The 24,396-nt window shown below is 73.4% G+C and carries 24 protein-coding genes; 10 read left to right on the forward strand and 14 right to left on the reverse strand.

The genetic code is table 11. The features are described from left to right. Positions 1 to 321: 321 nt before the first annotated feature. Positions 322 to 885: a cupin domain-containing protein gene (locus ADL22_RS32525; protein ID WP_066988063.1), complete on the reverse strand. Its 564-nt coding sequence runs from the start codon at positions 883 to 885 to the stop codon at positions 322 to 324. Positions 886 to 1,018: 133 nt separating this feature from the next. On the opposite strand from ADL22_RS32525, the gene ADL22_RS32530 reads away from it, so the two are divergent. From ADL22_RS32530 to ADL22_RS32540, 3 genes are all read left to right on the forward strand, one after another. Beyond that, complete coding sequence (locus ADL22_RS32530) at positions 1,019 to 1,450, forward strand: MazG-like family protein (RefSeq protein WP_107116459.1); 432 nt, start codon at positions 1,019 to 1,021, stop codon at positions 1,448 to 1,450. Between the two features lie 5 nt (positions 1,451 to 1,455). Further along, positions 1,456 to 1,791, forward strand: a complete 336-nt coding sequence (locus ADL22_RS32535) for a YnfA family protein (protein ID WP_066988065.1) — start codon at positions 1,456 to 1,458, stop codon at positions 1,789 to 1,791. 188 nt (positions 1,792 to 1,979) lie between these two features. Further along, positions 1,980 to 2,774: an SDR family oxidoreductase gene (locus ADL22_RS32540; RefSeq protein ID WP_066988067.1), complete on the forward strand. Its 795-nt coding sequence runs from the start codon at positions 1,980 to 1,982 to the stop codon at positions 2,772 to 2,774. A gap of 85 nt (positions 2,775 to 2,859) precedes the next feature. Here the strand turns inward: ADL22_RS32540 and ADL22_RS32545 are convergent, their stop codons facing one another. Continuing rightward, on the reverse strand, positions 2,860 to 4,053 hold the full coding sequence (locus ADL22_RS32545; RefSeq protein WP_066988068.1) for an RtcB family protein: 1,194 nt from the start codon (positions 4,051 to 4,053) through the stop codon (positions 2,860 to 2,862). Between the two features lie 164 nt (positions 4,054 to 4,217). Here ADL22_RS32545 and ADL22_RS32550 point away from each other — a divergent pair, with 164 nt between their 5' ends. Both ADL22_RS32550 and ADL22_RS32555 read left to right on the forward strand, forming a co-directional pair. Next, entirely contained in the window at positions 4,218 to 5,099 is an 882-nt protein-coding gene (locus tag ADL22_RS32550) for a hypothetical protein (protein ID WP_066988070.1), read from the forward strand. Positions 5,100 to 5,296: 197 nt separating this feature from the next. Beyond that, entirely contained in the window at positions 5,297 to 6,025 is a 729-nt protein-coding gene (locus ADL22_RS32555) for a DUF3558 domain-containing protein (protein WP_066988072.1), read from the forward strand. A 34-nt stretch (positions 6,026 to 6,059) separates the two neighbouring features. Here ADL22_RS32555 and ADL22_RS32560 read toward each other — a convergent pair whose 3' ends face one another. Then, a complete protein-coding gene (locus tag ADL22_RS32560) occupies positions 6,060 to 6,275 on the reverse strand; it encodes a hypothetical protein (RefSeq protein WP_066988074.1) in 216 nt (71 codons plus the stop codon). 101 nt (positions 6,276 to 6,376) lie between these two features. Beyond that, positions 6,377 to 8,128: a lysine--tRNA ligase gene (gene lysS / locus ADL22_RS32565; protein ID WP_066988076.1), complete on the reverse strand. Its 1,752-nt coding sequence runs from the start codon at positions 8,126 to 8,128 to the stop codon at positions 6,377 to 6,379. 236 nt (positions 8,129 to 8,364) lie between these two features. Here lysS and argS point away from each other — a divergent pair, with 236 nt between their 5' ends. Continuing rightward, on the forward strand, positions 8,365 to 10,119 hold the full coding sequence (gene argS / locus ADL22_RS32570) for an arginine--tRNA ligase (protein ID WP_066988078.1): 1,755 nt from the start codon (positions 8,365 to 8,367) through the stop codon (positions 10,117 to 10,119). A 74-nt stretch (positions 10,120 to 10,193) separates the two neighbouring features. Here the strand turns inward: argS and hemB are convergent, their stop codons facing one another. The 5 genes from hemB to ADL22_RS32595 form a co-directional block, all read right to left on the reverse strand. After that, positions 10,194 to 11,183, reverse strand: a complete 990-nt coding sequence (hemB, locus tag ADL22_RS32575; RefSeq protein WP_066988080.1) for a porphobilinogen synthase — start codon at positions 11,181 to 11,183, stop codon at positions 10,194 to 10,196. A 140-nt stretch (positions 11,184 to 11,323) separates the two neighbouring features. Continuing rightward, on the reverse strand, positions 11,324 to 12,982 hold the full coding sequence (locus ADL22_RS32580) for a uroporphyrinogen-III synthase (RefSeq protein ID WP_066988083.1): 1,659 nt from the start codon (positions 12,980 to 12,982) through the stop codon (positions 11,324 to 11,326). Next, on the reverse strand, positions 12,979 to 13,977 hold the full coding sequence (gene hemC / locus ADL22_RS32585; RefSeq protein WP_066988085.1) for a hydroxymethylbilane synthase: 999 nt from the start codon (positions 13,975 to 13,977) through the stop codon (positions 12,979 to 12,981). The genes ADL22_RS32580 and hemC overlap by 4 nt, the downstream gene beginning before the upstream one ends. Continuing rightward, on the reverse strand, positions 13,974 to 15,377 hold the full coding sequence (locus tag ADL22_RS32590; RefSeq protein WP_066988087.1) for a glutamyl-tRNA reductase: 1,404 nt from the start codon (positions 15,375 to 15,377) through the stop codon (positions 13,974 to 13,976). The genes hemC and ADL22_RS32590 overlap by 4 nt, the downstream gene beginning before the upstream one ends. Next, on the reverse strand, positions 15,374 to 16,153 hold the full coding sequence (locus ADL22_RS32595; RefSeq protein WP_066988089.1) for a redox-sensing transcriptional repressor Rex: 780 nt from the start codon (positions 16,151 to 16,153) through the stop codon (positions 15,374 to 15,376). The genes ADL22_RS32590 and ADL22_RS32595 overlap by 4 nt, the downstream gene beginning before the upstream one ends. A gap of 334 nt (positions 16,154 to 16,487) precedes the next feature. Here ADL22_RS32595 and ADL22_RS32600 point away from each other — a divergent pair, with 334 nt between their 5' ends. The 4 genes from ADL22_RS32600 to ADL22_RS32615 all read left to right on the forward strand — a co-directional run bounded on the left by ADL22_RS32600 (position 16,488) and on the right by ADL22_RS32615 (position 20,474). Further along, on the forward strand, positions 16,488 to 16,766 hold the full coding sequence (locus ADL22_RS32600) for a glutaredoxin family protein (protein ID WP_066988090.1): 279 nt from the start codon (positions 16,488 to 16,490) through the stop codon (positions 16,764 to 16,766). Between the two features lie 133 nt (positions 16,767 to 16,899). Then, a complete protein-coding gene (locus ADL22_RS32605) occupies positions 16,900 to 17,874 on the forward strand; it encodes an HAD family hydrolase (protein WP_107116460.1) in 975 nt (324 codons plus the stop codon). Positions 17,875 to 18,204: 330 nt separating this feature from the next. Further along, the gene (locus ADL22_RS32610; protein WP_066988092.1) at positions 18,205 to 18,993 is read left to right on the forward strand and encodes an ECF subfamily RNA polymerase sigma factor, BldN family; all 789 of its coding nucleotides are present in this window, start codon (positions 18,205 to 18,207) and stop codon (positions 18,991 to 18,993) included. A 266-nt stretch (positions 18,994 to 19,259) separates the two neighbouring features. Beyond that, complete coding sequence (locus ADL22_RS32615; protein WP_066988094.1) at positions 19,260 to 20,474, forward strand: DUF5667 domain-containing protein; 1,215 nt, start codon at positions 19,260 to 19,262, stop codon at positions 20,472 to 20,474. Between the two features lie 57 nt (positions 20,475 to 20,531). Here the strand turns inward: ADL22_RS32615 and ADL22_RS32620 are convergent, their stop codons facing one another. The 5 genes from ADL22_RS32620 to ADL22_RS32635 all read right to left on the reverse strand — a co-directional run bounded on the left by ADL22_RS32620 (position 20,532) and on the right by ADL22_RS32635 (position 24,165). Next, positions 20,532 to 21,527, reverse strand: coding sequence for a lysophospholipid acyltransferase family protein (locus tag ADL22_RS32620; RefSeq protein ID WP_066988096.1), 996 nt, complete (start codon positions 21,525 to 21,527; stop codon positions 20,532 to 20,534). A 14-nt stretch (positions 21,528 to 21,541) separates the two neighbouring features. Continuing rightward, on the reverse strand, positions 21,542 to 22,591 hold the full coding sequence (locus ADL22_RS32625) for an NAD-dependent epimerase/dehydratase family protein (RefSeq protein ID WP_066988098.1): 1,050 nt from the start codon (positions 22,589 to 22,591) through the stop codon (positions 21,542 to 21,544). Positions 22,592 to 22,792: 201 nt separating this feature from the next. Continuing rightward, on the reverse strand, positions 22,793 to 22,891 hold the full coding sequence (locus ADL22_RS34355) for a 30S ribosomal protein bS22 (protein WP_003948845.1): 99 nt from the start codon (positions 22,889 to 22,891) through the stop codon (positions 22,793 to 22,795). A gap of 120 nt (positions 22,892 to 23,011) precedes the next feature. Further along, positions 23,012 to 23,221, reverse strand: a complete 210-nt coding sequence (locus ADL22_RS32630) for a helix-turn-helix domain-containing protein (protein ID WP_199836427.1) — start codon at positions 23,219 to 23,221, stop codon at positions 23,012 to 23,014. Between the two features lie 128 nt (positions 23,222 to 23,349). Next, positions 23,350 to 24,165, reverse strand: a complete 816-nt coding sequence (locus ADL22_RS32635) for a phosphatase (protein WP_066988102.1) — start codon at positions 24,163 to 24,165, stop codon at positions 23,350 to 23,352. Positions 24,166 to 24,396: the final 231 nt, after the last annotated feature.

Here is a 24,396-nt window from a genome sequence, read left to right on the forward strand (position 1 = left end):
CCACTTGACCGCGGAGGTCGGGGAGGGAGGGGTGGGGGGCGGGACGGGCGGCAGGCTCGGCGGGCTCCTCACCGGGCCGGGAGCCGGGGTGCGCGGCGGGCGCGGTGCCCTCCCGGCCGGCGGATCCCACCGGGCCGCCGGTCCGCTCCCGGCCACCGGCCCCCTCGGGGGCGCTCGTCCCCTCCCGGCCACCGGGGACCCCCGGCCCCCCACCCGCCCCAAGGGGACCGCCGGTCTGGCTCAATTCGCCCTGCCCGGCGCCCCGTTCGGGACTACCCGCCCCTTCCCCGCCGTTCGGCTCACGAGGGATCCGCATCCCTGTCATGCCCGGCTCAGCTCCCCGATCCGCCCCGCCTCCCGCGGAAACCGCACGGCCAGCCGCCCCGCGTCCCCGTGCTCGTAGTCCGCGAACGTGAAGCCGGGCGCCATCGTGCAGCCGAAGAGCGTCCAGGCGCCCCCGCCGGCGACCTCGGCCGCCATCCACGTACCGGCCGGGACCGTGAACTGCACGTGCTGGCCGCCCAGGACGTCCGGCCCGAGCACGACCGTACGGGCCGCGCGGCCCCCGCCGCCCTCCGCGTCCCCGTCCCCCTTACCGCCACCGCCCCCGTCCCCGTCTCCCGGCAGCAGGAACAGGCTGAGCGGGTCCCCCAGGTAGAAGTGCCAGACCTCGTCGGCCGGCAGCCGGTGCAGCGCCGCGTACACGCCCGGCTCGGCGGTCAGCAGCATCACGATCGCGGAGCCCTCGGGCCGCCCGTCCGGCCGCTCCGGCCCGGCCCAGGTCCGCCGGTACCAGCCGCCCTCGCGCGGCAGCCGGGTCAGCCCGCAGCGGGCCACCAGCTCCCGCGCGAACGGGTCCCGGGGCACCGCGGGGTGCTCGTCCATCCGCCGGCCCGCCTTCCGCTCGTCCGCCGTACCACCACCGCCCACCGGCCCGGCCGCGCCGCCGGCCCCGGCCGTGGGCTCACCCTAGGGGCGGAGGGGTCACGGGACGCGGAACGAGCGGAAGAATCGGGCCATGTCTGACTACGAGTCCACCCCCGCGTCCCCGTATACCGCGTCCGCCCCGGCCTCTCCCCAGGAGACCGCACCCGCCGCGGTCCGTCCCCAGGCCACCGCCGACCACCCGGCGGGCCCCTGGGCCACCGTCGACGGGCTGCGGCAGTGGCTCGACCGGGAGAGCGCGCTGCCGGCGGAGCAGGAGCGGCTGCTGCGGTTCCTCAAGCTCGCGGAGGAGGCCGGCGAGGTGGCCCAGGCCGTCATCGGGGCCACCGGCCAGAACCCGCGCAAGGGCCGCAGCCACACCTGGGACGACGTCCAGGCCGAACTGTGCGATGTGATCGTGACGGCGATGGTGGCGCTGCGGACGCTGACGCCCGAGGCGCGGCAGGTCTTCGAGGGGCATCTGCGGCGCATCGCGGACCGGGTGCCGGGGGCCGCCGTACGCTGAGGCCCATGTTCCTCGCGCGTTCCGCAGTCCTGTTCGCCGTCGCGGCGCTGTTCGAGATCGGCGGGGCGTGGCTGGTGTGGCAGGGGGTGCGGGAGCACCGGGGCTGGGCGTGGATCGGCGCCGGGGTGATCGCCCTGGGGGTGTACGGCTTCGTGGCCACGCTCCAGCCGGACGCCCACTTCGGCCGGATCCTCGCGGCGTACGGCGGGGTGTTCGTCGCCGGGTCGCTGGTCTGGGGAATGGTCGCGGACGGCTACCGCCCGGACCGGTGGGACGTCCTGGGCGCGCTGATCTGCCTGGCCGGTATGGCCGTGATCATGTACGCCCCGCGCGGCCGCTGAGCGGCGCCCTACGCGCGCCACGCACCGCCACCCCCCACCCGCGCCTGCATATCCTGATCACCCGAACCGCCCGCATCACCGGCACCGCCCGCACCGCCCGCATCACCGGCACCACCCACGCCACGCACCACCGGCGCCACCGGCACCCCCGACCCCACCCGCACCGCACCGCGCAGAGGGAGAGCACCATGACCGCCGACACGGCTGACACCGCCGCCACCGCCGGCACCCCCGGCCTCCGTACCGCCGTCGTCACCGGAGCCAGCAGCGGCATCGGCGCCGCGACCGCGCGGGCGCTGGCCGCGGCCGGCTACCGCGTCGTGCTCACCGCCCGCCGCAAGGACCGGATCGAGGCGCTCGCCGCGGAGCTGCCGCACGCGGAGGCGTACCCGCTCGACGTCACCGACCGCGCCGCCGTCGACGCCTTCGCCCGCCACCTGGACCGCTTCCCGTCCGTGGACGTGCTGGTCAACAACGCCGGCGGCGCGCTCGGCGCCGAGCCGGTCGCCACCGGGGACCCGGCCGACTGGCGCGCGATGTACGAGGTCAACGTGCTCGGCGTACTGCACATGACCCAGGCGCTGCTGCCCGCGCTGACCGCCTCCGGCGACGGCACGGTCGTCGTGCTCTCCTCCACCGCCGGGCACGGCACGTACGAGGGCGGCGGCGGGTACGTCGCGGCCAAGCACGGCGCGCACGTCCTCGCCGAGACGCTCCGCCTGGAGCTGTGCGGCCAGCCCGTACGCGTCATCGAGGTGGCGCCGGGGATGGTCCGCACCGAGGAGTTCGCGACCACCCGCTTCCGCGGCGACGCCGACCGGGCCGCCAAGGTCTACGAGGGCGTGGACGCCCCGCTCTCCGCCGAGGACGTCGCCGACACCGTGGCCTGGGCCGTCACCCGCCCCCCGCACGTCAACATCGACCTCCTCGTCGTCCGCCCCCGCGCCCAGGCGTCCAACACCAAGGTGCACCGCACAAGTTGACGAGCCGAGGGCCGGACACCCGGGGCACCCACCCCGGAAGCCCGGCCCCAGGGCACCACCCCGAAAGCCGCCCCCGAGGCAGCCGTCACCCCTTCACACACACCACCTGCTTCAGCTTCGCCACGACCTCCACCAGATCGCGCTGCTGGTCCATGACCTGTTCGATCGGCTTGTAGGCGGCGGGGATCTCGTCGACGACGCCGGAGTCCTTGCGGCACTCCACGCCCCGGGTCTGCTCCTCCAGGTCGCGGGCGGTGAAGCGCTTCTTCGCGGCGTTCCGGCTCATCCTCCGGCCGGCGCCGTGCGAGGCGGAGTTGAAGGACGCGGCGTTCCCCAGGCCCCGGACGATGTACGAGCCGGTGCCCATCGAGCCGGGGATGATGCCGTGGTCGCCGCTGCCGGCCCGGATCGCGCCCTTGCGGGTGACCAGGAGGTCCATGCCCTCGTAGGTCTCCTCGGCGACGTAGTTGTGGTGGCAGGAGATGACCGGCTCGAAGACCGGCTTGGCCTTGCGGAACTCCTTGCGGACGACGTCCTGGAAGAGGGCCATCATCAGCGCGCGGTTGTGCCGCGCGTACTCCTGCGCCCAGAAGAGGTCGTTGCGGTACGCGGCCATCTGCGGGGTGCCGGCGATGAAGACGGCGAGGTCGCGGTCGACGAGTCCCTGGTTGTGCGGCAGCGCGCGGGCCTGCTCGATGTGGTACTCGGCCAGCTCCTTGCCGATGTTGCGGGAGCCGGAGTGCAGCATCAGCCACACCGACCCGGCCTCGTCGAGGCAGAACTCGATGAAGTGGTTGCCGGAGCCGAGCGACCCCATCTGCTTGCGGGCCCGGTCCTCGCGGAACCGCACCGCCTCGGCCACCCCGCCGAAGCGCGCCCAGAAGTCGTCCCAGCCGGCGGTGGGGACGCCGTGCAGCCGGCCCGGGTCGACCGGCTCGCCGTGCATGCCCCGGCCCACCGGGATCGCCTGCTCGATGCGGGAGCGCAGCCGGGAGAGGTCGCCGGGCAGGTCGTTGGCGGTGAGCGAGGTCTTGACGGCGCTCATCCCGCAGCCGATGTCCACGCCGACGGCGGCCGGGCAGACCGCGCCGTGCAGGGCGATCACCGAGCCGACGGTGGCGCCCTTGCCGTAGTGGACGTCCGGCATGACGGCCAGGCCCTTGATCCACGGGAGGGTGGCGACGTTGCGCAGCTGCTGCATCGCGACGCCCTCGACGGTGGCCGGGTCGGTCCACATCCGGATCGGTACGTTGGCGCCGGGTATTTCGGTGTACGGCATGGCTGGAACTCGATTCCCCCGGAGATACGAAAAAGTAAAAGGCGGACAATGCGCCTGATTCTGGGCAGCGAACCGGCGTTCACCGCGCGGCGTGCGGTAGACATTGTGTCCACCGGCCGCCGCTCGGCGGCAACCGCATTTCCGCAGGGAAGGAGTCGCGAACGATGCCGCGCAGATCGTTCGTACCCGGTGCCGCGCTGCTGGTCACCGCGGCACTGGCCGCCGGCCTGTCCGGCTGCGGCGGCGGCTCCGCCACCGGCACCGGCGGGGGCGACGGCAAGACCGGCGACGCCACCGCCGCCACCCAGGCCGCCGAGCCCGGCCGCTACCAGTACCTCCCGGAGCCCTGCGGCCTCCCGGCCCGCTCCAGCCTGCGCGCCATGCTGCCCGGCGACGGCCAGCCGCTGGCGCCCGCCGACGCCGAGAAGATCTACGCCGGCCGGTCCGACATCACCTACGACACCGACCGCCGCGTCGGCTGCCAGTGGACGCGGGAGACCGCCGAGGGCACCCGCCACCTCACCCTGGACATCCAGCGGGTCGTCTCGTACAGCCCCGCGGTGAGCGACGACGACCGGGCGGCGGAGCTCTACCGCGGCAAGGAGCAGGCCGCCGGGATCCCGTCCGGCGGCGGCCCGACGGCCACCCCGAAGGACAAGCCGGGCGACAAGCCGTCAGGCGGGCCGTCGAGCCCGTCCGCCACCCCCGGCGGCACGGACCCCGGCGGCAAGAAGGCCGACGGCGCCGCGCAGGCCACCCCGACGCCGACCCCGACGCCCTCGGACCCCTCCGTCGGCCCCGGCGGCCCGCTCGCCCCGCGCGAGCTGGACGGCCTCGGCGACGCGGCGTTCCTCAACGACCGGCTCTCCACCACGGACTCGGGTGTGCACCGCGACGTCACTGTGGTCTTCCGCACGTCGAACGTCATCGTGACGATCACCTACGACCAGTGGTCCGCGGACAAGACGAAGCTGCCGGAAAGCCAGGAACTGCAGGACAAGGCGCGTTCCCTGGCCGGCGAACTGGTCGACAGCCTGAGCGAATAGTCCGGTAGGGGCGGTTCACCCGGTACGTCAATTTCGTTCCTGTTTCGTCCGGTTCGCCCCTCTTCTCGGGTGCCGGGAAGCGGCCGCCCCCCTCGCTCCGCCGCGTACCGTGCTCTGGTGCCCGCCCCGCCCCGGGGCCGGCCCACCCGCTCCCCCGGGTGCGCACCGACCCGACGACGACGAACAGCGAAGGAACCATGCACCGATCAGCCAAGCGACTCGCCGGCCTCCTCACCTGCGCGGCAGTACCGGTACTGCTCGTCGCGGGGTGCTCCGGCTCGGACGGCAAGAGCTCCGGTGGCAGCACTCCCTCCGGCTCGTCCAGCGCCGCCGGCGCCCCGTCGCCGACCGTCGCCGCCGCGAAGTACAAGAAGCTGCCGAACGCGTGCGAGGCGTTCTCCAAGGACACCGTCAACACGATGCTGCCCAAGGTGAAGGACGCCGCCGGCAGCCCCGGCAAGACCTCCGACCCGGCCACCCGCGGCTCCTGCACCTGGAGCAGCTCGGACGAGCAGGGCGTGGACGGCACCCAGTTCCGCTGGCTGGACGTCGCCTACCAGCGCTACGACTCCGACCCGGCCCTCGGCTCGGGCGAGAAGCGCGCCACCGACTTCTTCACCCAGCAGGTCAACGACGCCAAGGGCACCCCCGGCGCCAAGAAGACCGCCGTGGTGGAGACCGCCGGCACCGGTGACACGGCGACCTCGATCACGTACGACATCAAGAAGGACGGCAACGACTTCAAGAACACGACGGTCGTGGCGCGCGCCGCCAACATCGTCGTGACGGTCGACTACAACGGCGCGGGCCTGGCCGGCGCCGACACCCCCAACGGCAACGACCTCCTCAAGGCCGCCCAGGCCGCCGCCAAGGAGGCCGTCGCCACCGCGGCCAAGGCCAACGGCGCCCCGCCCGCCAAGAGCTGACCGGAGGGCGGGCGGCGGGCGGCCGCCGGGCCGGTCAGCCCGCGCCGCCCGCCCCCTCCGGCTTCTTCCGGCCGCGGTCGTGCTCGCCCCACGCCATCAGGGCCAGCCCCGCGGCGAAGACGCCCAGGTAGGCCGGCCACGGCAGATCGAACCAGTGCCGCAGCACGCCCCACGGGCCGTCGAAGAAGAACAGGCCGATCAGGCCCAGCGCGCCCTGGAGCATGACGAAAAAACCCACGATTCCCCGCATGCCCCCAGCGTGACGGATCCGGCCCCGGGAAACCTCCTCCCCGGGGCCGAACCCGTTCTCGCCCATGAGGAGGAGAGCGGCGGACCGCCCTCCTCCCGCCGTCAGCCGCCCAGCAGCGTGCGGACCCGGTCCGCGCCGACGGCCAGCAGCAGCGTGGGCAGCCGGGGACCGGTGTCCCGGCCGACCAGGAGGTTGTAGAGGAGCGCGAAGAAGGCGCGCTGGGCCACCTTCAGCTCCGGCGTCGGCTTCGCCTCCGGGCTCAGCCCCGCCTGGATCTTCGGCACGCCGTAGACCAGCGTCGTCAGGCCGTCCAGCGACCAGTGGTCGTCCAGTCCGTCGAGCAGCAGCCGCAGCGCGCCGCGGGACTGCTCGTCGAGGGAGGCCAGCAGCTCCGCGTCCGGCTCGGCGCGGACGACGGTGCGCTGGTCGGCGGGGACCTGGGTGGTGATCCAGTGCTCGGCCTTGTCCAGCCGCGGCCGGGTCTCGTCCAGCGAGGTGACCGGCTTCTCCGGGTCCAGTTCGCTCAGGATGCGCAGGGTCTGCTCGTCGTGCCCGGCGGTGATGTCCACGACCGAGGCCAGCGTGCGGTAGGGCAGCGGGCGCGGGGTGCGCGGGAGTTCACCGGCGGCGGTGCCCACGGCCCGGGCGTACGCCGCGGCGTCCGCGGGCTGCGCGGTGCCGTCGGCGACCTTGGCGGCGAGCTTGTCCCACTCGTCGTAGAGCCGCTGGATCTCCTGGTCGAAGGCGATCTTGAAGGACTGGTTGGGCTTGCGGCGGGCGTACAGCCAGCGCAGCAGCGGCGCCTCCATGATCTTCAGCGCGTCGCCCGGGGTGGGCACCCCGCCCTTGGACGACGACATCTTCGCCATCCCGCTGATGCCGACGAAGGCGTACATCGGGCCGATCGGCTGCTCCGCGCCGAACACCTCGCGGACGATCTGCCCGCCGACCACGAACGACGAGCCCGGCGAGGAGTGGTCCACGCCCGAGGGCTCGAAGACCACACCCTCGTACGCCCAGCGCATCGGCCAGTCGACCTTCCACACCAGCTTGCCGTGGTCGAACTCGCTCAGCGCCACCGTCTCGGAGTGCGCGCAGGCCACGCACTCGTACGTCAGCTCGGTGGTCGCGTCGTCGTAGCCGATGACCTTGGTGAAGTCCTTGTTGCAGGCCGTGCAGTACGGCTTGTACGGGAAGTAGCCCGCACCGCCCGCGCTGCCGTCGTCCTCACTGGCCGCGCCGGAGCCCTCCGCCGCCTCCAGCTCCGCCTCGTCGACCGGCTTCTGCTGCTGCTTCTTCGGCTTGCCGGTCGCCTTGTCCTTGGTGCGGTAGCGGTCCAGGACCGCGTCGATCTCCTTGCGGTGCCGCATCGCGTGCAGGATCTGCTCGCGGTACGCGCCGGAGGTGTACTGGGCGGTCTGGCTGATGCCGCGGTACTCGATGCCCAGCTCCGCCAGCGCCTCCTCCATGGCCGCCTTGAAGTGCTCGGCCCAGTTCGGGTACGCGCTGCCGGGCGGGGCGGGCACGGCCGTCAGCGGCTTGCCGATGTGCTCCTCCCAGGACGGGTCGATGCCCGCCGGGACCTTGCGGAACCGGTCGTAGTCGTCCCAGCTCAGGATGTGCGTGCACGGGATGCCGCGGCGGCGGATCTCGTCCGCGACCAGATGCGGGGTCATCACCTCGCGCAGATTGCCGAGGTGGATCGGGCCGGACGGGCTCAGGCCCGAGGCGACGACGACCTCCGGTGCGGAAGCGCCTGATGTCACTTTGCCGGGGGCGCGGCGCTCCGCCTCGGCAATGACCTCGTCCGCGAACCTGGAGACCCAGTCGGTCTCGGTGCTCTGCTGAGCCACGATCGGCCCTTCCTCTTCCTGGTGTCCAAAGTGCCCCGGGGGCCCGGTCTGCCCGCCGGGTTCCCCGCGCCCTCCGGCGCCGCGCCGGCGTCGTGCGCCTGCGGGGGCGGAACGGTCCGGCCGGGCGACAAGCCCGACACCGGCCATTGTCCCAGACGCCCGCCGGACAGAAATTCAGTGGTGGCGCCATGGGATACTCGGGGCAAACCCTTTCCACCCCAACGGAACGGCAGCCCATGGCCTCGGTCACCTCCCTCGCAGCTACGGTCAACCAGCGCGTCGCGGACGCCCTCTCGGCAGCCCTGCCGGAGGCCGGCGCCGCGGACCCGCTGCTGCGACGCAGTGACCGCGCGGACTTCCAGGCCAACGGCCTGCTGGCGCTCGCCAAGAAGCTCAAGGGCAACCCCCGCGAGCTGGCCGGGGCCGTCGCCGACGCGCTCGGCGGCGACGCCGTGCTCTCCGGCGTCGAGGTCTCCGGCCCCGGCTTCCTCAACCTCACCGTCGCCGACCGCGCGATCACCGAGACGCTGGCCGCCCGCGCCGCCGACGACCGGCTCGGCGTGCCGTACGCCGAGAAGACCGGCACCACCGTCATCGACTACGCGCAGCCCAACGTCGCCAAGGAGATGCACGTCGGCCACCTGCGCTCGGCCGTCATCGGCGACGCCCTGCGCAACCTCCTCGACTTCACGGGCGAGAAGACCATCGGCCGCCACCACATCGGCGACTGGGGCACCCAGTTCGGCATGCTCATCCAGTACCTCATCGAGCACCCCGACCAGCTCGCCCCGGCCGCCGACACCGACGGCGAGCAGGCGATGAGCAACCTCAACCGCGTCTACAAGGCGTCCCGCGCGGTCTTCGACGCCGACGAGGACTTCAAGGAGCGCGCCCGCAAGCGGGTCGTCGCCCTGCAGTCCGGCGACCGCGAGACGCTGGAGCTGTGGCAGCGGTTCGTCGACGAGTCGAAGGTCTACTTCTACTCGGTCTTCGAGAAGCTGGACATGGAGATCCGCGACGAGGAGATCGTCGGCGAGTCGGCGTACAACGACATGATGGCCGAGACGGCGCGGCTCCTGGAGGAGTCCGGCGTCGCGGTCCGCTCCGAGGGCGCGCTCGTGGTGTTCTTCGACGACATCAAGGGCAAGGACGACAAGCCCGTCCCGCTGATCGTCCAGAAGGCCGACGGCGGCTTCGGCTACGCCGCCAGCGACCTCTCCGCCATCCGCGACCGCGTCACCGGCCTGCACGCCACGACGCTGCTCTACGTCGTCGACGTCCGCCAGTCGCTGCACTTCCGGATGGTCTTCGAGACCGCCCGCCGGGCCGGCTGGCTCAACGATCAGGTCACCGCCCACAACATGGGCTACGGCACGGTCCTCGGCGCGGACGGCAAGCCGTTCAAGACCCGGGCCGGCGAGACGGTGCGGCTGGAGGACCTCCTCGACGAGGCGGTGCAGCGGGCCGCCGAGGTGGTCCGCGAGAAGGCCCAGGACCTCACCGAGGACGAGATCCAGGAGCGGGCCGCGCAGGTCGGCATCGGCGCGGTGAAGTACGCCGACCTCTCCACCTCCCCCAGCCGGGACTACAAGTTCGACCTGGACCAGATGGTGTCCCTCAACGGCGACACCTCCGTCTACCTCCAGTACGCCTACGCCCGGATCCAGTCGATCCTGCGCAAGGCCGGCGACACCGGCCCGGCCGCGCACCCGGAGCTGGCGCTGGCCCCGGCCGAGCGCGCCCTGGGGCTGCACCTCGACGCGTTCGGCGCCACCACCGCCGAGGCCGCCGCGGAGTACGCGCCGCACAAGCTCGCCGCGTACCTCTACCAGCTCGCCTCGCTGTACACGACGTTCTACGACCAGTGCCCGGTGCTGAAGGCGGAGAGCCCCGCCCAGGTGGAGAACCGCCTCTTCCTGTGCGACCTGACCGCCCGCACCCTCCACAAGGGCATGGCGCTGCTCGGCATCCGCACCCCCGAGCGGCTCTGACCCCCGGCCGTACGCGGAAGGGCCCGCCCCGGACATCCGGTGGCGGGCCCTTCCGCGTACGCGGGTCCGGCGCCTCACAGGGCGCGCGCGGCCTCCGTCGCCCAGTAGGTGAGGATCATGTCCGCACCGGCCCGCTTGATGCCGGTCAGGCTCTCCAGGATCGCCTTCTCCCGGTCGATCCAGCCCTTCTCCGCGGCCGCCTCGACCATCGCGTACTCGCCCGAGACCTGGTACGCGGCGACCGGCACGTCCGCCTCGTCCGCGATCCTCGCCAGCACGTCCAGGTAGGGCAGCGCCGGCTTGACCATCACCATGTCGGCGCCCTCGGCGAGGTCGAGCGCCAGCTCGCGCAGCGACTCCCGGAGGTTGGCCGGGTCCTGCTGGTAGGTCTTGCGGTCGCCGCGCAGCGACGAGCCGACGGCCTCCCGGAACGGCCCGAAGAACGCCGAGGAGTACTTCGCGGTGTACGCCAGGATCGCCACGTCCCCGTGGCCGGCCGCGTCCAGCGCCTCCCGGACGACGCCGACCTGGCCGTCCATCATCCCGCTGGGGCCCACGACGTGGACGCCGGCGTCGGCCTGCACGCGCGCCATCTCGGCGTAGCGCTCCAGCGTCGCGTCGTTGTCCACCCGGCCCGCGGCGTCCAGGACCCCGCAGTGGCCGTGGTCGGTGAACTCGTCCAGGCACAGGTCCGACATGATCACCAGGTCGTCGCCGACCTCGGCCTTCACGTCCCGGATCGCGACCTGGAGGATGCCGTCGGGGTCGGTGCCGGCGGTGCCCGCGGCGTCCTTCTTCGCGTCCTCCGGCACCCCGAACAGCATGATCCCGGCGACCCCGGCCGCCAGCGCCTCCACGGCGGCCTTGCGCAGCGTGTCGCGGGTGTGCTGGACGACGCCCGGCATCGCGGTGATCGGGACCGGCTCGCTGATGCCCTCGCGGACGAACGCGGGCAGGATCAGATCGGCCGGGTGCAGCCGGTGCTCGGCGACCATCCGCCGCAGGGCGGGCGAGGTCCGCAGCCGCCGCGGCCGCGCGCCAGGGAAGCTTCCGTACTTGGTCATGCCCTCCACGCTACGCCCGCCCGGCCCCCGCCTTTGCCGACGCCGCGTCGGCCCCGCCGGGCCGCGGCGCCGCCCCCGGACACGCCGAAAGGCGCCCCGGGAACGGGACGCCCTTCCGGCACGGCGCGCACGCGAGCGGGTCAGCTGCGGGCCCGCCGGCGCGAACCGGGCCGCCGCTCGCTGGGCCGGGTGACCGGATCCCCGGCCTCCAGCGCGGCATCCCGCCGCGCCGCCCCGAAGTCCGCCAGCGCCTCGGCCAGCTTGTGCACCGACGGCTCCGGCGACATCACATCGACCCGCAGCCCGTGCTCCTCGGCGGTCTTCGCGGTGGCCGGGCCGATACAGGCGATCACCGTGACGTTGTGCGGCTTGCCGGCGATGCCGACGAGGTTCCGCACGGTCGAGGACGAGGTGAACAGCACCGCGTCGAAACCGCCGCCCTTGATCGCCTCCCGGGTCTCGGCCGGCGGCGGCGACGCCCGCACCGTCCGGTAGGCGGTGACGTCGTCGACCTCCCAGCCCAGCTCGATCAGCCCGGCGACCAGGGTCTCGGTGGCGATGTCGGCGCGCGGCAGGAAGACCCGGTCGATCGGGTCGAAGACCGGGTCGTAGGGCGGCCAGTCCTCCAGCAGCCCGGCCGCGGACTGCTCACCGGACGGCACCAGGTCCGGCTTCACACCGAAGGCGACCAGCGCCTTGGCGGTCTGCTCGCCGACCGCCGCGACCTTGATCCCGGCGAACGCCCGGGCGTCCAGGCCGTACTCCTCGAACTTCTCCCGGACCGCGCGGACGGCGTTGACCGAGGTGAACGCGATCCACTCGTAGCGTCCGGTGACCAGGCCCTTGACCGCGCGCTCCATCTGCTGCGGGGTGCGCGGCGGCTCGACGGCGATGGTCGGGACCTCGTGCGGCACCGCGCCGTACGAGACGAGCTGGTCGGAGAGCGACGCGGCCTGCTCCTTGGTCCGCGGCACCAGCACCCGCCAGCCGAACAGCGGCTTGTTCTCGAACCAGGAGAGCTGGTCGCGCTGCGCCGCGGCGCTGCGCTCGCCGACCACGGCTATGACCGGCTGGCCCCCGTCCGGCGACGGCAGCACCTTGGCGGCCTTGAGCACCTGCGCGACGCTGCCGAGGGTGGCGGTCCAGGTGCGCTGCCGGGTGGTGGTGCCGGCGACCGTGACGGTCATCGGGGTGTCCGGCTTGCGGCCGGCCGCCACCAGCTCCCCGGCGGCCGCGGCCACCGAGTCCAGGCTGGTGGAGACCACCGCGGTGGCGTCGCTGCCGCCCAGCTCCGCCCAGCAGCGGTCGTCGGCGGTGCGCGCGTCGATGAAGCGCACGTCGGTGCCCGCGGCGTCGCGCAGCGGCACACCGGCGTACGCGGGCACGCCGACCGCGGCCGCGACACCGGGCACCACCTCGAAGACGATGCCCTCGGCCGCGCAGGCCAGCATCTCCTCCGCGACATTGCCGTCGAGACCGGGATCGCCGGGCACCGCACGGACGACCCGCTTGCCCGCGCGCGCGGCCGTCATGACAAGATTGGCGGTGTCCCTGAGGGCGGAAACGCCAGGGGGACTGCCGGGGATTGACGCCTCGTCAGCTGACGCCTGCAGCGGTGTGTCCACCTGCGCGCGTGCGTGCACACGCACGACGTCCAGGACCTGCGGGTCGGCGATGAGGACGTCCGCGGAGGCCAGCGCCTCCACGGCACGCAACGTCAGCAGGCCCGGGTCTCCCGGCCCGGCACCCAGGAAGGTGACCTGACCGGAGGCGGAATGGTTCGGGGCGGTGGGGTTCAATGTGCTCGCTCCCCCATAAGACCGGCCGCACCCTTTGCGAGCATCTCGGCGGCGAGTTCCCGGCCCATGGTGCGGGGAACCGACTCGTCGCCAAGAGAGGCAGGTACGTGCCCGGTGGTGGACAGCTGCACCAGCGTGCTGCCGTCGGTCGTGCCGACGACACCGCGCAGATGCATTTCGGTGACAGGCTGCTCGCCGGCCTGGAGGTCCGCCGGAAGTGGGGGAACGTCGGCCAGCGCCGCCACAGGGGCGGAGCAGCCGGCCTCCAGGGCGGCGAGCAGGGAACGCTCCGCCGTCACGGCGGCCCGGGTGACCGGGTCGTCGAGCGCGGCGAGCGCGGCGGCGAGGTCGGCGTCGGACGCCGCGCACTCGATCGCCAGTGCCCCCTGGCCGGGGGCGGGCAAAACCACGTCGGGCGACAGCAGCTGCGTCGCCTCGCCGATGCGGCCGATCCGGGTCAGGCCGGCGGCGGCCAGCACGACCGCGTCCAGCTCGCCCTTCGCGACGAAACCGATCCGGGTGTCGACGTTGCCGCGGACCGGGACGGTCTCGATGCGCTTCCCCAGCGACCTGGCCCAGGCGTTGAGCTGGGCCATCCGCCGGGGCGCGCCGGTGCCGATGCGGGCACCGTCGGGCAGGTCCGTAAAGCGCAGGCCGCCGCGGGCGATCAGCGCGTCGCGGGGGTCCTCGCGGCGCGGTACGGCCGCCAGCACCAGGTCGTCGGGCTGCGCGGTCGGCAGGTCCTTGAGCGAGTGGACGGCGAAGTCGATCGCGCCGGCCAGCAGCGCGTCGCGCAGCGCCGAGACGAACACACCGCTGCCGCCGATGCGGGCCAGCTGCTCCCGGGAGGTGTCACCGTAGGTGGTGATCTCCACCAGCTCGACGGGGCGGCCGGTGAGCTCCCGCACCGCCTCCGCCACCTGCCCGGACTGGGCCATCGCCAGGGTGCTGCGCCGGGTGCCCAGGCGCAGGGCTCTGCTCGTGCTGTCGGTCATGACCGCTCCCGTGCTGCGTCGTTCCGGCCCGCCCGGGTGTCGGCCGTGCTGACCGCGGCGACGGTCTGCGGGTCGAGGTCGAACAGCTCCCGCAGCGCGTCCGCGTACCCGGCGCCGCCGGGCTCGCTGGCGAGCTGCTTGACCCGCACCGTCGGCGCGTGCAGGAGCTTGTCGACGACCCGGCGGACCGTCTGGGTGATCTCCGCCCGCTGCTTGTCGTCCAGGCCGGGCAGCCGGCCCTCCAGCCGGGCGATCTCGCCGCTGACCACGTCCGCCGCCATGGTGCGCAGGGCGACCACGGTGGGGGTGATGTGCGCGGCCCGCTGGGCGGCGCCGAAGGCGGCGACCTCGTCGGCGACGATGCGGCGCACGGCGTCCACGTCGGCCGCCACCGCGCCCGCCGAACCGGCCGGCCGGTCGGTCCCGTCCGCCGCCGCGGCGGCGTCGGCCAGCGACTCGATGTCCACCAGGCGGGCGCCGTCGATCCGGTGCACCGCCGCGTCGATGTCGCGCGGCATGGCGAGGTCCAGCAGCCACATCCGGTCGGTGCGGCCGGCCAGCGCCGCGGCGATCTGCTCACCGGTCAGCAGCAGCCCGGCCGCGCCCGTGCAGGACACCACGATCTCGGCCCGGGCCAGCTCGGCGGCGACCGCGTCCATGGCCACCGCGCGGGCGGTCAGGCCGGTGGCCGCGCCGGGCCCGCCCGGCTCGGTCAGGATCTGCACGAGCCGCTCGGCGCGCGCCGGCGTGCGGTTGGCGACGGCCAGTTCGCCGACGCCGCTGCGGACGAGGGTGGTGGCGGCCAGCGACGACATCGAGCCGGCGCCGATCACCAGCGCCCGCTTGCCGCGCGCCCAGGCCGCGACGTCCGCGTCCCGCGCCAGCTGCTCCAGGCCGAACGTGACCAGCGACTGGCCGGCCTTGTCGATCCCGGTCTCGCTGTGCGCGCGCTTGCCGACCCGCAGCGCCTGCTGGAACAGGTCGTTCAGCAGCCGCCCGGCGGTGTGCTGCTCCTGGGCGACGGCCAGCGCGTCCTTGATCTGGCCGAGGATCTGGCCCTCGCCGACCACCATGGAGTCCAGGCCGCAGGCCACCGAGAAGAGGTGGTGGACGGCGCGGTCCTCGTAGTGGACGTAGAGATAAGGGGTCAGCTCCTCCAGGCCGGCGCCGCTGTGGCGGGCCAGGAGGGTGGACAGCTCGGCGACGCCGGCGTGGAACTTGTCCACGTCCGCGTACAGCTCGATGCGGTTGCAGGTGGCCAGCACCGCGGCCTCGGTGGCCGGCTCGGCCGACACCACGTCCTGGAGCAGCTTGCCGCGGCCCTCCGGGGCGAGCGCGGCCCGCTCCAGCACACTGACCGGCGCGCTGCGATGGCTCAGTCCGACGACGAGGAGGCTCATGCCGGCATCACGGCGGGCACGTCCCCGTCCGGTCCCTTGCGTTCGGTGGCGACGCCCGCGGAACGGGCCGGCGGCGCCGGCGGCGCGCTCCCCGGACCGGGCCGCCCGGTCTCCTCGCCCGCCTTGCGCTGCTCGTGGAAGGCGAGGATCTGCAGCTCTATGGACAGGTCGACCTTGCGCACGTCCACGCCGTCCGGGACGGTCAGCACGGTCGGCGCGAAGTTCAGGATCGAGGTGACACCGGCGGCGACCAGGCGGTCGCAGACCTGCTGCGCGGCGCCCGCGGGCGTGGCGATCACGCCGATCGACACCCCGTTGTCCCGGATGATCGACTCCAGCTCGTCGGTGTGCTGGACGGGGATCCCGGCGACCGGCTTGCCCGCCATGGCCGGATCCGCGTCGATCAGCGCGGCGACCCGGAAGCCGCGGGAGGCGAAGCCCCCGTAGTTGGCGAGGGCGGCGCCGAGGTTGCCGATACCGACGATGACAACCGGCCAGTCCTGGGTGAGGCCGAGCTCCCGCGAGATCTGGTAGACGAGGTACTCCACGTCGTAGCCGACACCCCGGGTCCCGTAGGAGCCGAGGTAGGAGAAGTCCTTGCGCAGCTTCGCGGAGTTGACTCCCGCCGCGGCCGCGAGCTCCTCGGAGGAGACCGTGGGGACCGAGCGCTCGGAGAGCGCGGTCAGCGCACGCAGATACAGCGGAAGCCGGGCGACGGTGGCCTCGGGGATGCCTCGGCTTCGGGTCGCCGGTCGGTGAGTTCGGCCAGTTGCCACGGTGCTCCTGCGGGTAGAGCGGGGCTGCGGGCGGCCGTGAGGAACCCGACCGCCCCGTCCCTTGCAGGCTATGTCTTTGTGAACGCGTGCACAAAGATGGTGTCCGTTTTGCCCGGCCAAAGTGATAGGGCTCACGCGTCTTTTACGGGTGCCGGCGGAACCAACTCCCCCGCCGCACCGTTCCCGCGCGTCACGGGTGATCCGCGGCAGCACTGACGGGAGCACGCGCTCTCACTCCTCACCGCTATGCCCCCGGACACCTGCACATCGACCATCGATGGTAAGCGAAAACCGGCCACCTCCGGCGCCGCGCGCGAACCGGCACAATGGCCCCATGGCCCCCTTGTTCAGCCGCACCCCCCGCAAGCGCCCCGCCGACCGGCTGGTCACCCTGATCAGGAAGCCGGGCTGCCACCTCTGCGACGACGCCCAGGCGGTGATCGAGAAGGTGTGCGCCGAGACCGGCGCGTCCTGGGAGCAGAAGGACATCACCGAGGACGCCGAACTCCACCGCCTGTACTGGGAGCAGATCCCGGTCGTCCTCGTCGACGGCGCCCAGCACGACTTCTGGCGCGTCGACCCCCGGCGCCTGCGGGCCGCCCTGGGCGCCTGAGCCCTCCGGACGGTACGGGCCACCGCCGCCGCACCCCGCCGCGGACGGCCGTAACGCGCCCTTCGCCGGCCCCGCCGCGTCCGGACACGCGCCCGTAACCAGCCGCACCGAACAAACTGGCTACGCTAGCCGCATGGCCCGCCCGTCGCCCGCCCCCCGCCCGGACCGGAGCCCCGCCGGGGCGCTCTTCCCCACGGGGTGGTTCACCCGCCGCAGACGCCCCGCCACCGCGCGCAGCGTGCTGGCCGGCGAGGCCGCGGCCGAGGCCGCCCGGAAGTCCTCGCAGGAGGCGGCGCCCGCCGAGGCCCCGGCCGAACCGGAGTTCCCGGTCGCCGGGGACACCTCCGCCGCCGCCTTCTTCGACCTCGACAACACGATCATGCAGGGCGCCGCCCTCTTCCACTTCGGCCGCGGCCTGTACAAGCGCCACTTCTTCCACAAGCGCGACCTGGCCCGCTTCGCCTGGCAGCAGGTCTACTTCCGGCTGGCCGGCTCGGAGAACCCCGAGCACATGGCCGACGTCCGCAACAGCGCGCTCTCCATCGTCCAGGGCCACCGGGTCGCCGAACTCATGGCCATCGGCGAGGAGATCTACGACGAGTACATGGCCGAGCGGGTCTGGCCCGGCACCCGGGCGCTCGCCCAGGCCCACCTCGACGCCGGCCAGAAGGTCTGGCTGGTGACCGCCGCCCCCGTGGAGACCGCGACGATCATCGCCCGCCGGCTGGGCCTGACCGGCGCCCTCGGCACGGTCGCCGAGTCCGTCGGCGGCGTCTACACGGGCAAGCTGGTCGGCGAGCCGCTGCACGGCCCGGCCAAGGCCGAGGCGGTCCGCGCGCTGGCCGCCGCCGAGGAGCTGGACCTCTCCCACTGCGCCGCCTACAGCGATTCGGCCAACGACATCCCGATGCTCTCGCTCGTCGGCCACCCCTACGCCATCAACCCCGACTCCCGCCTCCTCAAGCACGCCCGGGAGCACGGCTGGCGGGTGCGCGACTACCGCACCGGCCGCAAGGCGGTCCGGATCGGCATCCCGGCGGCCGCCGGGGTGGGCGCGCTGGCCGGCGGGGCCGCGGCCGCCGCCGCCCTCCAGCGCCGCCGCCGCTGACCATCCTTGATCACGGCGCCCGGCCGCGGGCCATCCGCACTCCCTACCCCCGCGGCCGCGCGGTCAGTCCGTTTCCTGCCGCTCAACCACAACACGCCCTCCAACCAGGCAGATTGCGCTCCCTTCCGATCAATAGTTGCTCAGTATTCGATACTTGATCCGCCACCAACCGGACACGGACCGTAAGTAATCGATGATTTGAGCAACTGGGTGTAGCGCTGCCTGTACGAAGCGTTATTCTCCTCAGACGCAATCCGGAACCCACACGTCCCTACGACGGGTGAATGGTCCCGCACTGCACGTGATGGAAGCTCTGCCTCTGGGAGTCCCGTGTACCCACACGTCGGGGTTGACGCCTCGGGCCTGGCTACGCTGCGTACGACACTCGTCGACCACCTGCGCAGTTTCGTCCCCACCGCGTACGCCGTCCCCGCCTTCGCCACAGCCGTCCCCACCGGCCCCTGCTACGCGCTGGCCGACGGGAGCGCTGCGGTCGGCAAGGCCGCCACCGCCGGCCGAAGCCGCCGCGCCGGTGCCGGCACCACCACCGCGCGGCGCCCCGCGGACAGCGACAGCCGGCGCATGATGGACCTCGTCGAGCGCGCCCAGGCCGGCGAGGCCGACGCCTTCGGCCGCCTCTACGACCAGTACGCCGACACGGTCTACCGCTACATCTACTACCGCGTGGGCGGCCGCGCCACGGCCGAGGACCTCACCAGCGAGACCTTCCTCCGGGCGCTGCGCCGCATCGGCACGTTCACCTGGCAGGGGCGGGACTTCGGCGCCTGGCTGGTGACCATCGCCCGCAACCTCGTCGCCGACCACTTCAAGTCCTCCCGCTTCCGCCTGGAAGTCACCACCGGGGAGATGCTCGACGCCAACGAGGTCGAGCGCAGCCCCGAGGACTCGGTCCTCGAATCCCTCTCCAACGCCGCCCTGCTGGAGGCGGTCCGCAAGCTCAACCCCCAGCAGCAGGAATGCGTCACCCTCCGCTTCCTCCAGGGCCTCTCGGTCGCCGAGACCGCCCGCGTCATGGGCAAGAACGAGGGCGCCATCAAGACCCTCCAGTACCGGGCCGTCCGCACCCTGGCGCGGCTCCTCCCCGACGACGCCCGCTGACGCCCGCCCCGTCCGCCACCCCCAACACCCCGCCGTCCGCTCACCGTTGGTGACCGGCCATGCCCTGACGGTCAGATCATCGTGAGTGCGTAACCCGAGTGCCGCGCCGCTCGTTGTGCGGGATGCAGGCTCCATGCGGTCACGCCATGCCCGCCGTCACTCACCCGATCGGGTGATACGGATCATGGCGTGCAACCATCCGGCCCGTCTGGACAGTCCGAGCCAGTCCGGGGAGCCGAGCGGGATGACGAGAGGAGGTGCCGCCCGTGATCGCGAATGTCTCCGTGCACCGGCGGGCCAACGCCTTCGCCCAGGCCCTGGAGGAGCAGGAGCTCAGGGGCGCGGCGGCCGAGGACCAGGTCGACAGTCCGGCGCGGACGCCGGCGGAAGCACGGCTGTTGGCGGTCGCCGACGGCCTCGGGGAGCTCCCGAAGCCGGAGATGGCCGCCGAGGTCAAGACTGTCCAGCGCGCCCAGCTCATCGCCGCGATGGAGGCCGCCTTCGCCGAAGGCGCCCCGTCCGGCGACACCCGGGTGCCCGAGCAGCGCGACGCCGGGGGCGCGCACCGCGCCGCGAAATCCCTCGGCCGGCTGCGCCCGCGCTCCCGCCTGTCCAAGGGGCTGGCGGCCGGCGGGCTGACCGTCGGCGTGGCCGCCGGCGCCTTCAGCGGCGTCGCCGCGGCCAGCACCGACGCCCTCCCCGGCGACTCCCTCTACGGCCTCAAGCGCGGTATGGAGGACCTCCGGCTCACCATGGCCGACGACGACTCCGACCGCGGCCGGCTCTACCTCGACCAGGCGTCCACCCGCATGCTGGAGGCCCGCCGCCTGATGGAGCGCGGCCGCGTCGCCCAGCTCGACCACGAGGCGCTCGCTGAGGTCCGCCGCGCTCTGGCCGGCGTCCGCCACGACGCCGGCGAGGGCCACCGCCTGCTGCACGCCGCGTACGAGCGCGACGGCTCGCTCGCCCCCATCCAGGCGCTGAACTCCTTCACCAGGTCCCACCGCGAGACCTGGACGCGGCTGCGCGACAAGCTCCCGGTGCAGCTCACCGACGTCCGCGACGAGGTCAGTTCGGTCTTCGACGCCATAGACGACGAGGTCGGTCCGCTGCGCTCGCTCCTCCCGCCGGACCCGGGCAGCCGGGGCCGCCACCGCACCCCGCCCGCCGGCGGCGGCAGCGGCACGGGGGGCGACAGCCGCCCGTCCCCGGCCGGCCGCGGGTCCGGCTCCGGCTCCCCCGGCACGCCCGAGCGCGCCCCGCGCCCGTCCGCCTCGCCGTCCCAGGAGCAGGAGGGCCTGCTCGGCGGCGGTACGGGCGGGCTGCTCGACCCGGGCTCCAAGGACGGCGCGACCCCGCACGACGGCGGTCACGGCAGCCACGGCAAGGACGGCGCGGGCCGGCCCGATGTCACGCTCCCGCCGCTGCTGCCCGGACTGCTGCCGGACCTCGGCATCGACGGCGACAGCCTCCCCAAGTAGCCCCGCCGGCCCGGCAGTCGGCCCGCGGCGCGCCCCGGCGCTCGGTGTTCTCCCCGGTCAGAAGAACACCGAGCGCCGCTGCACGAGCAGCTTGTAGAGGGTGTGCTGGATGGTCTCCCGCACCTGGTCGGTGAGGTTGAACATCAGCATCGGATCGTCCGCCGCCTCGGCCGGATAGCCGTCCGTGGGGATCGGCTCGCCGAACTGGATCGTCCACTTCGTCGGCAGCGGCACCGCGCCGAGCGGCCCGAGCCACGGGAAGGTCGGCGTCACCGGGAAGTACGGCAGCCCCAGCACCCGCGCCAGGGTCTTCGCGTTCCCGATCATCGGGTAGATCTCCTCGGCGCCCACGATCGAGCACGGCACGATCGGCACCCCGGCCTTCAGCGCGGTGGAGACGAACCCGCCGCGGCCGAACCGCTGGAGCTTGTAGCGGTCCGCGAACGGCTTCCCGATGCCCTTGAAGCCCTCCGGCATCACCCCGACGATCTCACCGCGCTCCAGCAGCCGCTGGGCGTCCTCCGCGCAGGCCAGGGTGTGCCCGGCCTTGCGGGCCAGCTCGTTCATCACCGGCAGCACGAACACCAAGTCGGCGGCCAGCAGCCGCAGATGGCGCCGCGCCGGGTGGTGGTCGTGCACCGCGACCTGGAGCATCAGCCCGTCCAGCGGGAGCGTCCCGGAGTGGTTGGCGACGATCAGCGCGCCGCCCTCGTCGGGGATGTTCGCCATCCCCTTCACCTCGACCCGGAAGTACTTCTCGTACAGCGGCCGCAGCAGCGACATCAGGACCTGGTCGGTCAGCTCGCGGTCGTAGCCGAAGTCGTCGACCTCGTAGTCGCCGGTGATGCGGCGGCGCAGGAAGGCCAGGCCGCCGGCGATCCGCTCGTCCAGGGTGCGGCCGCCGGCCGGGCGGGGCGCGGGCGCCGGCCGGGGCCCGGTGCGGGCCTCGGGGACGGGCGCGAGGGCGCCGCCGTGCCCGGGCCGGCCGGTGCGGCGGGCCTTGCGGCGGGCCCGGGGTTCCTCGCCGAAGGGGATGACCTTGGCGTCCGCCATCGTGGGTGAACTCCTCACTGGCTCGGGCCGCGGCGCGCGGGCAGCGCGCCGGCGAGCCGGTCGACGGTGCGGGCCAGGGACTCGGGCGGCAGCAGCCCGGGTCCGCGGCCGCGGGCGAATTCCGCGAAGGTCTCCGCCGTGGTGTACGCGGGGTGGAAGCCGAGGGTCTCGCGCATCTGCGTGGTCTCCACGACCCGGCCGTGGGTCAGCATCCGGATCTGCTCGGGCGAGAAGTCGGTGATGCCCAGCGACCGCAGGACCGTTCCGGCCCAGGTGACGGTCGGCAGGAACAGCGGCAGGGTGGGGCGGCCCAGCCGCCGGGAGACCTGCGAGAGCAGCAGCACGCCGTCCCCGGCGATGTTGAACGTGCCGCTGTTGAGGGTGCCGCGGCGCGGCGCGGAGGCGGCGATCCGCAGCACCTCGATCGCGTCGTCCTCGTGGACGAACTGCAGCCGCGGGTCGTAGCCGAGGACGGTGGGCAGGACGGGCAGCGAGAAGTACTCGGCGAGCGGGGAGTCCGCGGACGGCCCGAGGATGTTGGCGAACCGCAGTACGCACACCGCCACGTCGGGGCGGCGCCGGGCGAAGCCGCGGACGTACCCCTCGACCTCGACGGTGTCCTTGGCGAAGCCGCCGCTGGGCAGCGATTTGGGCGGGGTGTTCTCGGTGAAGACGGCCGGATCGCGGGGCGCGGAGCCGTAGACACTCGTACTGGACTTGACGACCACGCGCTGGACGGCGGGGGCCTTCTGGCAGGCGCCGAGCAGCTGCATGGTGCCGATGACGTTGGTCTCCTTGACGGAGGCCCTCCCGCCGCGGCTGTGCAGGGGCGTGCCGTTGATGTCCATGTGGACGACGGTGTCCGCGCCGGTCTCGGCCAGGACGCGGGCGATCGCCGGGTGCCGGATGTCGGCCTTGAGGAATTCCGCGCCGCCGAGGTGGTGCTCCGGCTCGACGGCGTCGACGCCGATCACCCGGTCGACGTCGGGATCGCGCTGGATGCGTCGGACGAACCGGCCCCCCAGCTGCCGTGCGACGCCTGTGACGAGCACGGTGTTGCCCAAGATCGGCCCTCCTTCCCGCAGCGGCCTCAGCCGCGCCGAGCTGTGCGGCTCACGCTATCGGGTCGGTGTTGCGCCGCGGTGACCGCACGATGCCCCCGGCGGCATTTGGCCACCACCACCGTCCGTACGGCCCACAGACGCACCGCGGCCCCCCACCGCACGAGGGGCGGTGAGGGGCCGCGACATCGCGGTCAGCGTCGCTTACTTCTTGTTGCGACGCTGCACACGGGTGCGCTTGAGCAGCTTGCGGTGCTTCTTCTTGGCCATCCGCTTGCGCCGCTTCTTGATAACAGAGCCCACGACTACCCTCGCTCACTTCGTCTCACTCGGTGCGGGGCGTCCGAGCCCACACTACCTACATCGGGTCAGGGTACCCGGCGCCGGCCGTACCGCGTAATCCGAGGGTCGCCGAACGGCCCGTCAGGCGGATTCCACCCCCACATACGACTCGCGGAGGTAGTCGTGGACGGCCTGCTCCGGCACCCGGAAGGACCGCCCCACGCGGATCGCGGGCAGATGACCGCTGTGCACCAGGCGGTACACGGTCATCTTCGACACTCGCATCACCGCGGCGACCTCCGCCACGGTCAGGAACACAACCTCGTTCAACGGCCTCTGGTCCGCAGCCATCACACACCTGCACCTTCCGCATAAGACGGGCACCGGCTTCCCCTCCGGTGACTCTTCGTCGCCATGCGTTCACTCCCCAGATTAGGGGCGGGTGATGCGAGTGGGGAAGAGGAGCAGCGAACAGCCGCCTATCGGTACAGAGATGCTTTCTTCAGGACATACCGGGCCAGGGGGCGGTAGTGCACCGACCGCACCGTGTCGTCCACCGGCACCACCGCGGACAGCCGCCCCTCGGCCGCCCCGACGAACGGCGCGGGGTCGTCGGAGTCCGCCAGCCCGACCGCCTCGACCCCCAGCTGACCTGCCCCGCAGACCCATCCGTGGTCCCCGATGACCAGCTCGGGGAGCGGCCCGCCGGCGGCCGCCGCGGCCCCCAGCGCGGTCCGCACCGGCAGCGGGGAATGGGTGTGCACGCCCCCCTCGTCCGGTGCGCCCCGCACGCCGGTCTCTCGCATCAGCGCGACTCCCCGTACGTACGCCAGGACGCGGGTGCGTACCCCGAACCGGGTCGCCATGTCGATACGGCGGCCATACGCGGGGGTGAGGACGGGGCAGCCCGCCGCCGAGAGGGCGTCTGCGAGGGCGGCGTAGAACCCCAGCAGCCGGTGCGGATGGCCGGTGCCGAGCAGGACCGGCGCCCGGCGCGCGGCCGCCGCGGCGAGCCGGCCGGCGAAGGCGTCCAGCGCCGCGACCGTCCGGTCCGGGTCGATCGCGTCCCGGCCGGACGTACGCGCCGGATCGTCCGAAACCCCGCAGGTCCGCCCCATCAGCCGCAGCACCTCGCCGAACGTCCAGTCGCCGTCCGGCTCCAGCCCCAGCAGCACCCGCGGATCCCGCGCCGCGAACAGCCGGTACCGCCGCAGGCTCTGCTCCCGCGCCGTCCCGATCCGCCCCGCCAGCCCCGCCTCCACGAGATGCGCCCGCAACGCCCTGCTCCCGACCACGGCCCCATGCTCACGCCCCGACCGCGCACCGGATGCCCTAACCGGCGGGTAGTCACACATGTGGGTTGGCTTCGGCGCCGCGGGGCCTCCGGCGCCCGTGGGGACTGCGGGAGCCGTACGGGCCCTCGCCCGCGGCACCGCCCCCGGGAATACCCGCCCGCCCCCGCCTCGTTGTGGCCCCGCAGGGGGCCTTCACGACCCCTACGGGATCCGTTCGGCGCCCCCCTAAGG

This window comes from Streptomyces sp. NRRL F-4489 (genome assembly GCF_001509485.1).
GTDB lineage: Bacteria > Actinomycetota > Actinomycetes > Streptomycetales > Streptomycetaceae > Streptomyces.